Source organism: Diaphorobacter ruginosibacter (genome assembly GCF_014395975.1).
Lineage (GTDB): Bacteria > Pseudomonadota > Gammaproteobacteria > Burkholderiales > Burkholderiaceae_C > Diaphorobacter_A > Diaphorobacter_A ruginosibacter.
Map to the genome: position 1 here is coordinate 3,151,129 of NZ_CP060714.1, position 14,010 is coordinate 3,165,138.

The following is a 14,010-nucleotide window of genomic DNA, read 5'->3' on the forward strand; positions in this document are numbered from 1 at the left end:
GACCAAAAATCAGCACCGGGTAAACCCTCGAAAGAACGTGATAACGAACTCAGGAACTCAGGATGTGCCCGATGGGCTCACCTGGATCAAAGGCTGCGCAAGCCGCGTGCCTTCCTGCTGCCAGAAGGCGGGGTCGGCGTGAAGGATGCGCTTGATGGCATTGTCCATGTGCGTCTTGGCGGCCTCGCGGGCTGCCTTGGCGTCACCAGACGCAATCGCATCGGCGATGCGCGCATGTTCGTTGGCCACGGCGTGTGTGAAATCATTGCGCCGTGCCTCGTTGGCACGCGTGACGCGGATCGCGCCCTGCAGCAGCCCGTGCAGGTATTGCAGCGTGCCGATGAGGAAGGTGTTGTGCGCGGCGCCGGCCACGGCCAGGTGAAACGCCAGGTCCTGCTCCGCCCCGCTCTCGCCGCGGGCAACGGCCTGCTCCAGCGCCTCGATGGCCGCGCGGATCCGGGCCATGTCCTCCGGCGTCTTGCGCTCGGCGGCCAATGCCGCCACCTCGGACTCGAGGGGGCGGCGCAGTTCGGCCATCTGCACCACCGCATCGCGCGAGGCCATGTGCGCGACCTCGAAGCGCAGCGGTTCGGCCTCGGGCTCGCGCACAAAGACGCCGCTGCCCTGCCGGGAAGCCACCAGCCCGAGCGACTTGAGCCGTGAGACGGCCTCGCGCACCACGGTGCGGCTGACCTCGAACTGCGATGCCAGCACGGCCTCCGTGGGCAGGCGCGCCCCGACCTCCAGCCGGCCGCTGCGGATCTCGGCCGCCAGCGTGTCGGCAACCTGGTCGGCAAGGCGGGCACCCGAGGCTACGGGCTTGAACTGGGGAGGCATCGGGGGCAACTTCTGAGGTGAATCAACCCGTCACTGTACCGCAGGGCATGCGGCCTTGATGCCTTGCAACCCGGCAGGATGCGTCATGGCGCTTCATGGCACGTCATGACGCCACGCCGGGGCGTGCTGACGCTCCCGGGCGGCTGCCCTCAGCCCAGCGTCACGCCCAGCGCCACACCGTCGCGGCCGGGATCGGCTCCGCCCTTGAGACCGTCCTCGGTGATCTGCACGCCGTGCACCCAGCCGATGGTGTAGTTGTAGGGGTTGCGTCCGACCTCGTAGCCCTGCGCCTGCAGCTCGCGCGTGACGAAGTGCGGGATGCGGTTGCAGACATCGATCGAGTTGCTGGTGGACGAGAAGCGCGGCGCCGAAATAGCCTCCTGCATGCCCATGCCGTGATCGATCATGTTCAGCAGCACATGCAGCACGCCCATCGCGATCTGCGTTCCGCCCGGGGCGCCCAGCACGATCTCGGGCTTGCCGTTCCTGTCGAACACGATGCTCGGGCAGGCCGATGAAAAGCGGCTCTTGCCCGGCTGGATGCTGCCCGCGCGGCCCGGACGCGGATCGAACACGCCCATGCAGCCGTTGTAGTAGAAGCCCAGCCCGGGCGTGATGACACCCGAAGGCATGGCCAGCGAATGCGTGAGCGACACGCAGTTGCCGTCGGCATCGACCACGCTCAGGTGCGTGGTGTCCTTGGGCACAGGTGCCCCGGGATTCACACGCACCACCTCGAAGCGCCTGCCCAGGCGGATCTCGGCGGCGATCAGCGCGGCGCGCTCCTTGGACAGCAGGTCATCGAGCGGCACGTCGACGAAGGCCGGATCGCCGATGTAGCGGTCCTTGTCCGTGGTGGCCTTCTTCATCGCCTCGCTCACGAGCTTGAGATATTCGACGCTGCCGTGCTCCATGGAGCCGAGATCGAACTGCTCCAGGATGTTCAGCATCTCCAGCAGCATCGCGCCACCGCCGGGCGGCTGGTTGGTGGTGATGGTGCGGTCGCGGTAGTGGCCCACCAGGGGCTTCACGCGCTTGACGGAGCACTGCTTCAGATCCTCCATCGACAGCAGGCCGCCCAGCGACTGCAGGTGATCGATCATCCTGCGCGCCAGATCGCCCTCGTAGAACGGCGCGATGCCCTCCTTCGCGATCTGCGAGAGCACGCCCGCCATGTCCTGGTTGACCAGCGGCGTACCGATGGTCTTGGGCGTGCCGTCGGCATTGCAATAGAGCCTGCGGGCTTCCTCGCAGTAATGCAGGCGCGCCAGGTTGCTCACGCGACCCGCGAGCGGCTTGTCGATCCAGAACGAGTACATGCCCGGCCGCACGATGCAGCCCTCGCTTGCCCAGCGGATGGCGGGTTCGACCACCACGCTCCATGGCAGCCTGCCGTGCGCGGCGTGCATCTCGAACAGGCCCTTGAGCGTCGCGGGCACCGCGATCGACTGCGGGCCGATGTCGTTGACCGCGCCCTTGAGGATGAAGCCGAAGCCATCCTTGGTCTCGCCCTCGAGCAGCGACTCCCACATGTCCTCGCGCGCGGCGAGCGGCGCGGGCGAGTGGAAGTCGAAGTACTCATGCGTGGACTTGCCCGGCATGTACACGGCGGCTGTGCCGAAGCCCGCGATGCCGCACATCAGCGGGTCCACCACGGTCTGCGCAAGCGCCGTGGCCACGGCCGCGTCGACGGCATTGCCGCCGGCCTTCAGGATCTCGATGCCCGACTCGGCCGCTTCAGGCTGGGCGCACGAGACCATCGCTTGTCTTTTCATATTGCTTTCCCGCTCGGAGGATCGTTGCCGCTTACTTGTTGCTCAGGTTCAGCGAATCCAGGGTGGGGCCCCATGCGGCGGTGTCGCGCCTGGTCACCTCCATCACCTGGCTGGCGGGGCCTGCCATCGGGATCACCATCATCGTCTTGAGTTTTTCCTGCACTTCGGGGCTGTTGTGGAACGCCTTGGTCGCCTCGTTCAGCTTCTGGATGATCGCCGCAGGGGTGCCCGTCTTCGCGACGATGCCGCTCCAGCCCATGTAGTCGAAATCCTTCACGCCCAGCTCATTGGCCGCGGGCACGTTGGGCAGTTCGGCCAGGCGCTTGGGCGCCAGCACGACCAGCGGCGTGACCTTGCCGCTCTTGATGTGCGGAAGCGCCGTGCCCACCACGGGGGCCATCACCTGCGTCTGGCCGCCGATGGTGGCCATCACGCCGTCGGGCTCTCCCTTGAACGGTACGTGGACCATCGAGATGCCGAGCTTCTTCTGCAGAAGCTCCACGGCCAGTTGCGTGGAGTTGCCAAGACCCGCCGACGCAAAATTGAGCTTGTCGGGATGGGCCTTGGCGTACTTGATCAGGTCATCGAGGGTCTTGAATCCGGACTGCGGATTGGCCACGAGCACGAACGGCACGGTGGTCAGCATGCCAACCCCGGTGAAGTCCTTTTCGGGATCGTAGGGCAGCGGCTTGTAGGTGAACTTGTTGAGCACCATCTGCGAGACGCCGCCGAACATCAGCGTGTAGCCGTCGGCCGGCTGGCTCAATGCCTGCTGCGCCGCAATGATGCCGCCCGCGCCGGGCTTGTTCTCGACGACGATGCTGCCATGCAGGGCCTTGCCCGCATGTTCCGCCCACAGCCGCGCGACGGTGTCGGAACTGCCTCCGGCCTGCTGTGACACGACCAGGCGGATCGGACGGTTCGGGTAGTTGCCCGCATCCTGCGCCATGGCGGCGGGCGCGTGGGCCATCACGCCCAGGGTCAGGGCAGATGCCACGAATTGAGTGATAAGGCAGGAATATTTCTTCATGTCCGTGATCCAGTCTGGTTGTCTCGAACGGCCAGCGGCCGCAAAACACCCATTATTTGCGGGTATCACGCGTTACACCAGTGAATTGATGAGATACATGTATTAGTATTCACTCATGATTCAATCCGAACAGATGGCATGGGCCCGGCGGCTCAAGGTCAAGCATCTGGAGTCGTTCCTCGTGCTCGACGAGGCCGGCACGCTCACCGAGGCCGCCGCCCGCATGCACATGACGCAGTCCGCGATGTCGCACTGGCTGGCCGACCTGGAGGAGCTCGTGGGCATGCCGCTGGTCACGCGCGGGCGGCGCATTCAGCTCACGCCGGCGGGAGTGCTGGTCAAGCGGCTTGCGATCAGCGTGCTGGGCGACATTTCGCGCACGCACAAGGAACTGGGCGCGGTCGCACAGGGCCTCACCGCGCGGCTGCAGATCGGCAGCGTCTGGGCCGGGGTGGCCCATATCGTGCCGCGAGCGCTCGCCGAGTTCCAGGCACGCTACCCGCACATCTCGGTCTACGTGACCGAGAGCCCCTTCACCAATCTGCTGGAGGGGCTGGCGAACAAGGAACTCGACGTGGTGGTCGGCTCGCTCGATGCGCGCGCCTACCGAGAGCGCCTGGAGCACCGCGAACTGTTCGAGGACAACGTCTGCCTCGTGGTCGGACAGGGCAGCCCGCTGTGGCACAGCAGCGAGCCCATGGTGCGCCTGGCCGATCTGCAGGACGAGAACTGGATCATGCCGCCCAAGGGTACGCTCACCCGTACGCAGCTTGATGCGCTTTTGCTGGAGCAGGGATTCTCATGGCTGCTGCCCAAGGTGGAGACCGCCGCCATCACCACCCTGCAGGCGCTGGTGCATACCGGCAACTACATCGGCGTATGTTCCGAGGCGATGGCGCGGTATCAGGCGTCGCTCGGCTGCATGAAGATCCTGCCGCTGGACACGGCGATCCGCTTCGGCCCCGTGGGCGTGGTCTGGAACACCGACAACCACTCCGAGGCCGTGCGGCTGTTCGTGGAGCAGTTGACTGAGTGTTCACGCCGCACCGGCGTCATCCGCTGATCAGCGCCCCGACGCTGCCGCCTTCGCCGCGCGCACGATGCTCTGCGCATCCACGCTGAAGAATTCGCGCAGCGCTGCACGCGTGTCGCTGCGCCCGAAACCGTCGGTGCCCAGCGTGACATACCGGCGACCGGCCGGGATGAAGGCACGGACCGACTCCGGCACCGCGCGGACATAGTCGGTTGCGGCGATCACCGCTCCGCCCGTCGTGCGCTCCAGCAGTTCGGTGATCCAGGGTGCCTGCGCTCCGGCCTCGCCGTTCAGCTCGCGCGTCTCCTGCAGCACGCCGTCGCGGGCCAGTTCGCTCCAGCTGGTCACGCTCACCACGTCGACCAGCCAGCCTTCCTGCGCGAGCACGGCGGCGGCCTTGCGCACCTCGGTGAGGATGGCACCCGAGCCGAGCAGCGTCACGCGCCTGCCCGCCTCCTCTGCGGTGCCGACCTGCTCCATGCGGTATGCGCCCCGCAGCACGCCGTCGGCCACGCCCTCGGGCAGGTCCGGTTGCGCGTAGTTCTCGTTCATGAGCGTGACGTAGTAGAAGACATCCTTCTGCTCCACCATCATCTCGCGCATGCCGGCATCCAGGATCACCGCAAGCTCGCCCGCGAACGCCGGGTCGTAGGCCTTGCAGTTGGGAATGGTGGCCGCCACGAGATGGCTGCTGCCGTCCTGGTGCTGCAGGCCTTCGCCGCCCAGCGTGGTGCGGCCGGAAGTCGCTCCCAGCAGAAAGCCCCGGGCGCGCTGGTCTGCCGCGGCCCAGATGGCATCGCCCACGCGCTGGAAGCCGAACATCGAGTAGTAGATGTAGAACGGCAGCATGGCGAGGCCGTGCACGCTGTAGCTCGTGGCCGCAGCCGTCCAGCTGGCGATGGCGCCCGCCTCGCTGATGCCCTCCTCCAGGATCTGGCCGTCGAGCGCCTCCCGGTAGCTCAGCACCGAGCCGATGTCCTCGGGCGCGTACTGCTGGCCGACGCTGGAGTAGATGCCCACCTGCTTGAACAGGTTGGCCATGCCGAAGGTGCGCGCCTCGTCGGCCACGATGGGCACGATGCGTTTGCCCAGTTGGGCATCCTTGAGCAGCGTGCCGAGCATGCGCACGAAGGCCATCGTCGTGCTCATCTCCTTGCCGTCGGCCTTGAGGGCAAACTGAGCGAACTGCTCCACGGGCGGCACGGGAACGGCCTCGCAGGCGGTCAGGCGGCGCGGCAGGTAGCCGCCGAGCTGCGTACGGCGCTCGCGCAGGTATTTCATCTCGGCGCTGTCTTCCGCGGGCCTGAAGAAACTCAGGCTGGTCGCCTGCTCGTCGGACAGGGGCAGGTTGAAGCGGTTGCGGAACTCGATCAGGTCCGTTTCGTCCAGCTTCTTCTGGCTGTGCGTGGTCATCTTGCCCTGGCCCGCGCTGCCCATGCCGTAGCCCTTCTTGGTGTGCGCGAGGATCACGGTGGGCTTGCCCGAGGCCTTTGCGGCCTCGGCATAGGCCGCGTAGATCTTCACCAGGTCGTGGCCGCCGCGCTTGAGGCGGTCGATCTGCTCGTCCGTCATGCCCTGCGCCAGGGCAATGAGCTCGGGACTCTGGCCAAAGAAGTGGTCACGGTTGTAGCGACCGTCCTTGGCGGCGAAGGTCTGCATCTGGCCGTCGACCGTGCTGCCCAGCGCGCGCGTCAGCGCCCCCGTGAGGTCGCGAGCGAACAGGCCATCCCAGTCGCTGCCCCACAGCAGCTTGATCACGTTCCAGCCCGCACCGGAGAACAGGCGCTCCAGTTCATCGATCACCCGGCCATTGCCGCGCACCGGGCCGTCGAGGCGCTGCAGGTTGCAGTTGACCACCCACACCAGGTTGTCCAGGCCCTCGCGCGCCGCCAGTGTCAGCGCGCTCATGCTCTCCGGCTCGTCCATTTCGCCATCACCGAACACGCCCCAGACCTTGCGCCCCGCGCAGTCGAGCAGGTTGCGGTGCGTGAGGTAGCGCATGAAGCGGGCATGGTAGATGCTGCTGATCGGCCCGATGCCCATCGACCCCGTGGGAAACTGCCAGAAGTCCGGCATGAGCCACGGGTGGGGATAGCTCGACAGTCCCTCGGCCCCCGCACCGGCGGCCGAGATCTCCTGCCGGTAGTGCGCGAGGTCATCCTCGTCCAGGCGACCCTCCAGGTAGGCACGCGCATACACGCCGGGCGCGCTGTGCGGCTGGAAGAACACCAGGTCGCCGCGATGGCCGCCCGCGTCGTTGCGGGCATGGAAGAAATGGTTGAAGCCGATCTCGAACAGGTCTGCCGCGCTGGCATAGCTCGCGATATGCCCACCGAGTTCGCCATAGGCCTTGTTCGCCCGCACCACCATGGCCAACGCATTCCAGCGCATGATGGAGGCCAGCTTCTCCTCTACCGCCAGGTCTCCCGGGAATACCGGCTGCGACTCCACGCTCACCGTGTTGACGTACGGTGTGTTCAAGTGCGGCTGCCAGCCGATACGCCCGGCGCGCGCCATGCGCGCCAGCTCGTCCAGCATGAAGCGGGCGCGTTCCGGCCCCTCGGTGGCAACCAGCGCGATGAACGCATCGCGCCATTCGGCGGTTTCCTCGGGATTCGCATCCATGGTGATGTGGGCCATGTTCAATGAGTGGAGGGGCAGTGGAGCATTCATATCCGTGACTGTATGAAATGTCTCGAAAAATGTGATGCTGTTTGCGTTTCATGCACCCCAATATTCAGCACAATATGCCATATCAAGCAATTTGAGAAGCATATGAAGCTGGACGCCACCGACTTACGGATTCTTGCCGAACTGCAGGCCGACGGCTCGCTCTCCAACGTGGAGCTCGCCCGGCGGGTGCACCTCTCGCCCTCTCCCTGCCTTGCGCGCGTGAAGGCGCTCGAGTCGTCGGGCGTGATCGCACGCTATGTGGCGCTGGCCGATGCCGCGACCCTGGGCCTGGGCCTGAACGTGTTCATCAGCATCAGCCTGAAATCGCAGAACAAGGAGGCGCTCGCCCTGTTCGAGCAGCGCATTGCCGAGCACGCCGAGGTCATGGAGTGCTACCTGATGAGCGGCGATTCCGACTACCTGATCCGCGTGGCGCTGCCCGACATCGCGGCACTGGAGCGCTTCATCATCGAACAGCTGACACCGATCGCGGGCATCGAGAAGATCCGCTCCAGCTTTGCACTCAAGCAGGTGCGCTACAAGACCGCGCTGCCCCTGCCCCACGCGGTGCCGCGCGAACGCTGAGTTCCGCGCTCAGTTCAGGGAGATCCCGGTGGTCTTCACCACCTTGTCCCAGATGGCGATTTCCTTGCGGATGCGGTCGGTGGCATAGGCCCCGGACTTCGTCACGACGTCCACGCCCAGGCTGTCGAAGCGCGTGTGGACATCCGGCTTGCCGAGCACCCTGTTGATGTCCGCATTGAGCGCTTCGACGAAGTCCTTCGGCGTTCCGGCCGGCGCGGCGATGCCGAAGATGGAGACCACATCGTTCATCATCTTCACGTTCTGGGCAGCGAACGTCTGCACACCCGGCAGGGCCTTCACCGTGGCGGGGCCCGCGATGCCCAGCACCTTGATGCGGCCGGACTTGAGGTTGTTGATCGCCGTGGAGGTGTTCACGAATTGCGCCTGGATCAGGCCGCCGATCAGATCCGTCACACCGGGCGTCGAGCCCTTGTAAGGCACGGCCACCATCTCGATGCCGGCGGCGCGGCACAGCATCTCGCCGGCGATGTGCTCCAGCGAGCCTGAGCCCGTCGTGGCATAGGAAAGCTGCCCGGGCCGTGATTTCGCGTACTGCACGAACTCCGCCACATTGTTCACCGGCAGCCCCGCGGGCGCGATCAGCACATTGGGCAGATCGCCGACGATGGCCACATGGTCCAGATCCTTGAGCAGGTCATAGCCCATGGCCTTGCCCATGAGGCTGGCATTGATCGCATAGCTGGTCAGCGCGGTCATGAGCAGCGTGCTGCCGTCGGGTGTGGACTTGGCCACGTACTGCGCGCCGATGTTGCCCGAGAACCCGGGCTTGTTGTCGACCACCACGCTGTGGCCCCGGAGGTCGCCCAGCCCCTGCGCGATCACGCGCGCCATGGCGTCCAGCGATCCGCCTGCGGGGTAGGGAACGATGATGGTCATCGGCTTGCCGGCCGCACGGCCGATGCCGGCGTGCAGGGCAAGAGGCGCAGCGACAGCGCAGGCAATGAATCGGCGGCGTTGCAGCAGGGTCATGAAGGTCTCCTCGAAATAATGAAATGGCGGTCAATGGAAAGTCGGGAAGCGGATAGCTCAACGCGCTGGGCACGCCAGCCCCGCCAGCGCGCGCGCGCCATCACGCGGCAGCCCCTGAAGCGCCTTGCGCAGGTCCTGCGCGCGCCGCGCACCCAGCACGGGCTCGCTGAGCGAGAAGAATTTCCGCCCGAAGACTGCCTCCGGCAACGGGTTCGAGGGGTGGCCCAGGGGCTTTTCACGCCGGGCCTCGTGCACCAGCACATCGCCTCGAAACACCCGCAGCGCGGCTGCGTCGCCGTTGCCGGGTGTGAGCTGCTCGCCCACGCGCACCGAGATCCGCGCGGCCATCGAGTGCACGGCGGCGTCCTCCACCGCCTGATCGGTGAAATCGGCAATACCCTGCCTGCCATGCAGCGCGGCGGTGGCCACGCCGTACTCCACGCTGAACTTGGCGCTGGCGCCACGCACGGGCCACCCTTGCGTCCTCACCACGTCGAGCCGCTGGCTGATGTCGCATTCGATCCGCAGGCCGGGCCCCTCCAGCAGGCGCTGCGCGCGGGCCTCGAGCACCAGGTCGATCAGGGCATGCTGCAGCGAACAGGTCGGATACTGCTTGATGACGATGCCGGGTGCCTCGAGCTCCCATGGGTTGCCCCATGCATCGCGTGCCGCATCGAGGTCGGCATGGTCGGCGCCGCAAAACAGCGCGACGAATCCTTCGTGGCCCTCCAGCGCTTCCTGGCTGGCGGTGAAGCCCTGCGCGGCCAGCGTGGCCGCCACGACGCCGTTGTGCGCGGACCAGCCCGCGTGCAGTGCCTTCGTCATGCTTGCGAAGTTCACGCGCAGGCCTCCAGCCATCGACGCTGCGATGCCCAACGCATGCGCGCAGCGGTCTTCGTCGAGCCCCAGCAACGTGGCACACGCCGCCGCCGCGCCGATCGGGCCCAGCGTGCTGGTGGTGTGCCAGCCCAGGCGCGAATGGTGATCGTTGACCACCCGGCCCAGCTTGGCGGCCGTCTCCACGCCGACGCAGTATGCGAGCAGCAAGTCCTCGCCGCTCGCGCCGAGCTTCTCGCCCAGCGCGGCCACGGCAGGCCAGACCACGACGCTCGGATGCCCGCGCATCGACTCGTTCGTGTCGTCAAGCGCATGCACATGCGCGGCCGTTGCGTTGACAAGTGCCGCGGCATGGGGGGCCGCACGCCCCTCCCGGCCCCACAGTGCGCAGTCGCCCTGCTCCTGCGCAAACGTTCCCGCCAGCATGTGCACGCTGGCATCGTGCGCGCCGGCCAGCGCACAGGCCATGCAGTCGGCGATGCCCAGGCGTGACTGCTCCAGCGTTGCCGCATTCAGATCCGAAAAGCGCGCGGCCCCTATCCGCCGCGCGAGAAAACGGGTGAGGCCGGTAGCGCCCTCGACTGCTTCGGCGGCGTCCGTCGGCTCGGCCTGAACGATGCCCATCATGCGCCCCTGTCGAGCCACTGGGCGACGAGCCCATCCATGTCGTCCATGAACGCCGATATGCCATGCCCTGCGGGCTGGGCAGCCAGGTGGTCGGCAACCCGCTGCGCATGCGCGCGTGGAACGACGGCAATGCCCTCGATGCTGGCGCAGACCACATCACCGGGATGCACGATCACCCCGCCGCATGCCACCGGCACGTTGATTTCGGCAGGCCCGAGCTTGGGGCCCGAATAGGGTGACACGCCCAGGCCATACACCGGAATCCGCGCCTCCTCGATCTCCTGCACGTCGCGCCATGCCCCGTTGACCACCAGCCCCGCCATGCCGTACTCGTCGCGGGCGAACTTCAGCAGCTCGGCTCCGCCCATGCACCAGCTGGTGAAGCCCTGGCCGTCGATCACCAGCACATCGCCCTGCTGCAACTGGCGGATCGCCGCCATCAGGCCCAGGTTGTCGCCGGGCGGGCACTTGGCGGTCACGGCCGTGCCGCACAGCGGTCTTGCCGTAGCAGTGAGCGAGTGCAGCTGCGGCTGGCACGTATACATCCGGCCCACGGCATCTGCAATGCGCTGCACGTCGATGCCGGCGAGCGCCGCGACAACCGGGGCGGAAAGACGCTCCGGGGTCGGGTTCAGCACCAGGGGAAGGATGGGATCCTTCCAGCGGCGGTCCGGGCGGGTAGCAGGTGATGGCATGGCTCAGTGATGAAAAATCATGTTGACCCTGAAATTCTGGGGCCATGGTTTCTCACCATAAAGCGATAAATTGTGCCCTGATGGACAGAAAAACTAATCAACCATCTGTACAGCCGTCTGCAGCTGCAACCACGCACTCAACTTGCGCACAGCGGCGATCTCGCCCCTGGCCTCCGGCCACACGAGGTGGTAGCCGCGCGTGGACGGCAGGCACGCCTCGCTGATGCGCACGATCTGCCCGCCCTCCTCCTCCACCATGAAGCGGGGCAGCAGGGCCGCGCCCATGCCTGCGCGCACCGCCTCCAGAATCATGTTGAAGCTGTCGAAGCGCGGTCCCTCGAACGCATGCGCCGACTCGATTCCCTGGTGGGCGAACCAGTCGCTCCACGCCGACGGCCTCGTGAATTGCTGCAGCAGCGGCGCACGCAGCAGATCGGCCGGCATCCGGATGTCCAGGCTCTCGCGCAACGTGCGACTGCAGACCGGCGTCATCTCCTCGGCCATCAGGAATGCGAGCCGCGCCCCGGGCCAGATGGCCTCCCCGTAGTGGATCGCTGCATCGAATGCTTCGCGCGCGAAGTCGAACGGTGCGTTGCGCGAGACGATGTTCAGATGCACGTCGGGATGCCGTGCGACGAAGTCCGGCAGGCGCGGGATCAGCCATTTCACAGCGAAGGTCGGAACGACCGCGAGGTTGAGCTGCTCCTTGTCGCCGCTGGCGAGCGTCTGGTATGTCACCTCCCGCAGATCCTGCAGGATGCGGCGCACCTCGAGCAGATATCGCTCACCGGCACTGGTGAGCAGCACGCGCTGGCGCACCCGTGCGAACAGCGACACGCCCACCTGCTGCTCCAGCACGCGGATCTGCTGGCTGATGGCGCTCGGCGTCAGGTGCAGCTCGTCCGCGGCCAGGCGGAAGCTCAGGTGGCGCGCGGCCGCCTCGAAGGCAATCAGCGCGCCGGTTGCTGGCAGGCGGATGGACGACATCGTGCCTGCTCAGGCCTCCTCGGCCGCAGTGCGCTCCAGCCATGCGATCAGCGCGCCCAGCTCTTCGGCCCGGATCTCGTGCGCGCCTTCGAACTCGGTGCAGGAGAGGCGCAGCGGCAACTCCTTGACCGCATCCCGGATCACCGCGCCCGCGACGGGCGGGATCACGTTGTCCTGAAGACCCTGGCTCACCCACAGGAGCTTGCCCGCAAAGGCGGCGGCGGGCCGGATATGCGGGATGATTTCGGGCAGCAGGCGGCTGTGCAGCGCGACGGCGCCGGCCACGGTGTCAGGCCGGGTGAGCAGCACCGACAACGACATGATGCCGCCCTGGCTGAAGCCGCCCACGATCACGCGCGAAGCGGGGATGCGCAGTTGGCGCGCGGCAGCCTCGAGCGTCTGGATCACCAACGCGCGGCTTGCGGCCTCCTGCGGGACGTTAATCGTGCGCGAGCCGTCGGCGTTCACCGAGAACTCGAACCAGGCGTTCGCATTCGGTCCCATGCGGTACGGAGCACGCAGGCTGAGCACATGGAAATTGCCGGGAACGTAGGGAGCCAGGCCGAACAGATCCTGTTCGTTGCTGCCCACGCCGTGCATGAGCACCAGCAGCCAGGCATTGTCGTCACCCGCCGACGCCGGCCGATGCAGAAAACTGAGAGGTAGATCGAGCATAGAAAAGAAAAAGAGTCATACCAAGAGCGCCGATGACGCCGAGCGCGCAAACACGCCCCGCGATCCCGGCCGCACCCGCGCCTCCGGCATTGTGGCCTGCGTGCGCCACCCTCGGGCGGCAATCCTGAGGCCCGATCATGGGGATCGGCGACACGCTCATACCCCGTCCTTTCCCGCCTGCGGTGCGCCGGGGACCAGCGCCCACGGTTCGTTGGCGTAGTGCTGGCACAGGTACTCGATGAGCGCCTGCACGCGTGCGGGCCTGCGGCGTCCGGGCGGCGTCACGATGTGCAGCGCGATCGGCTCGACCTGCCAGTCGTCCATCACCGTTTCGAGCTCGCCCGACTGGAGCTGCTGCCAAACGAGGAACGCAGGCTGCAATGCCACGCCCGCCCCCGCCAACAGCGGCGGCATCAACGCCTCGGCATTGTTCGACTGCATGGTCACCTGCATGGGCTGCGTGAATTCCCCGTGGCGTCGGTGGCCGAAGCGCCAGTTCGTCCCGCTGCGCTGGTAGGAATACTGCAGCGCCTTGTGGCCCGCAAGGTCCCTCGGATGGCCCGGCCGGCCATGGCGCTCGAAATAGGCGGGAGTTCCCACCAGCAGAATCCTCACCTGGCACAACTGCCTTGCCAGCAAGCTGGAATCGACGAGATTGGCAATGCGCAGGGCCACGTCGAAGCGCTCGGCCACCACATCCACCTGCATGTCGTTGAACTGCACGTCGAGCTCGATCTCGGGATGCCTTTCCATGAACTGCGGCAGCGCAGGTGCCAAGCGGGCAATGCCGAACGACATGGGCGCGGCGACACGGATCAGCCCGCGCAGGCTGCTCGACTGCTCCGCCACCTCGGCCTCGACCGCCTCGCCATCTTCCAGGATGCGCGCAGCTCGCTCGAGCGCCGAGAGTCCGCTTTCCGTGAGCGACATCCGCCTCGACGTGCGATGGAACAGCACGGTCTTCAGGCGCGTCTCCAGGCGCGTGACGGCCTTGGAGACCGTCGCCTGCGACAGCGAAAACTCCGCGGCGGCGCGGGCAAATGAACCTGTCTCCGCGATCTTCGCGAAGATCGCCCAGGCCTCGAGATCAGGCAGTTTTTTCATCGTGCAGGCAAGGTGTGAAAAAGCGTGAGGGAATACGGAATTCATCGTCCGCACTGGAACTTATCCATCATTTCCATCGAATCAATCACATCATTTTTGGAAAGAATGGTATTCCATTGATTGTATTTTCTTTGCCATCGGGCGGCCCTAGACTTCCTCCAC

At 66.3% G+C, this 14,010-nt stretch carries 12 protein-coding genes; 2 read left to right on the forward strand and 10 right to left on the reverse strand.

Annotation, left to right across the window (positions count from 1 at the left end; all coding sequences use genetic code 11):
* Positions 1-57: 57 nt before the first annotated feature.
* The 3 genes from H9K76_RS14315 to H9K76_RS14325 all read right to left on the reverse strand — a co-directional run bounded on the left by H9K76_RS14315 (position 58) and on the right by H9K76_RS14325 (position 3,642).
* Entirely contained in the window at positions 58-837 is a 780-nt protein-coding gene (locus tag H9K76_RS14315; protein ID WP_187596053.1) for a FadR/GntR family transcriptional regulator, read from the reverse strand.
* A gap of 149 nt (positions 838-986) precedes the next feature.
* Entirely contained in the window at positions 987-2,612 is a 1,626-nt protein-coding gene (ggt, locus tag H9K76_RS14320; RefSeq protein WP_187596054.1) for a gamma-glutamyltransferase, read from the reverse strand.
* A gap of 31 nt (positions 2,613-2,643) precedes the next feature.
* Positions 2,644-3,642, reverse strand: a complete 999-nt coding sequence (locus H9K76_RS14325) for a Bug family tripartite tricarboxylate transporter substrate binding protein (protein ID WP_187596055.1) — start codon at positions 3,640-3,642, stop codon at positions 2,644-2,646.
* Positions 3,643-3,757: 115 nt separating this feature from the next.
* Here H9K76_RS14325 and H9K76_RS14330 point away from each other — a divergent pair, with 115 nt between their 5' ends.
* A complete protein-coding gene (locus H9K76_RS14330) occupies positions 3,758-4,705 on the forward strand; it encodes a LysR family transcriptional regulator (protein WP_187596056.1) in 948 nt (315 codons plus the stop codon).
* Here the strand turns inward: H9K76_RS14330 and mdeB are convergent, their stop codons facing one another.
* Positions 4,706-7,348, reverse strand: coding sequence for an alpha-ketoglutarate dehydrogenase (gene mdeB, locus H9K76_RS14335; protein WP_187596057.1), 2,643 nt, complete (start codon positions 7,346-7,348; stop codon positions 4,706-4,708).
* A gap of 102 nt (positions 7,349-7,450) precedes the next feature.
* On the opposite strand from mdeB, the gene H9K76_RS14340 reads away from it, so the two are divergent.
* Positions 7,451-7,933 carry an Lrp/AsnC family transcriptional regulator gene (locus H9K76_RS14340; protein WP_187596058.1) on the forward strand — a complete coding sequence of 161 codons (483 nt, stop codon included), beginning with the start codon at positions 7,451-7,453 and terminating at the stop codon, positions 7,931-7,933.
* Between the two features lie 9 nt (positions 7,934-7,942).
* Here the strand turns inward: H9K76_RS14340 and H9K76_RS14345 are convergent, their stop codons facing one another.
* The 6 genes from H9K76_RS14345 to H9K76_RS14370 all read right to left on the reverse strand — a co-directional run bounded on the left by H9K76_RS14345 (position 7,943) and on the right by H9K76_RS14370 (position 13,848).
* Positions 7,943-8,923: a Bug family tripartite tricarboxylate transporter substrate binding protein gene (locus H9K76_RS14345; RefSeq protein WP_187596059.1), complete on the reverse strand. Its 981-nt coding sequence runs from the start codon at positions 8,921-8,923 to the stop codon at positions 7,943-7,945.
* A gap of 57 nt (positions 8,924-8,980) precedes the next feature.
* The gene (locus tag H9K76_RS14350; RefSeq protein WP_187596060.1) at positions 8,981-10,387 is read right to left on the reverse strand and encodes an MmgE/PrpD family protein; all 1,407 of its coding nucleotides are present in this window, start codon (positions 10,385-10,387) and stop codon (positions 8,981-8,983) included.
* Positions 10,384-11,082 (reverse strand): RraA family protein, encoded by a 699-nt coding sequence (locus tag H9K76_RS14355; protein WP_187596061.1) that lies wholly within the window; start codon positions 11,080-11,082, stop codon positions 10,384-10,386. The genes H9K76_RS14350 and H9K76_RS14355 overlap by 4 nt, the downstream gene beginning before the upstream one ends.
* 93 nt (positions 11,083-11,175) lie before the next feature.
* Entirely contained in the window at positions 11,176-12,069 is an 894-nt protein-coding gene (locus tag H9K76_RS14360; protein WP_187596062.1) for a LysR family transcriptional regulator, read from the reverse strand.
* Between the two features lie 9 nt (positions 12,070-12,078).
* Positions 12,079-12,744 carry an alpha/beta hydrolase gene (locus tag H9K76_RS14365; protein ID WP_187596063.1) on the reverse strand — a complete coding sequence of 222 codons (666 nt, stop codon included), beginning with the start codon at positions 12,742-12,744 and terminating at the stop codon, positions 12,079-12,081.
* 156 nt (positions 12,745-12,900) lie between these two features.
* Positions 12,901-13,848 carry a LysR family transcriptional regulator gene (locus tag H9K76_RS14370; protein ID WP_187596064.1) on the reverse strand — a complete coding sequence of 316 codons (948 nt, stop codon included), beginning with the start codon at positions 13,846-13,848 and terminating at the stop codon, positions 12,901-12,903.
* Between the last annotated feature and the right edge of the window lie 162 nt (positions 13,849-14,010).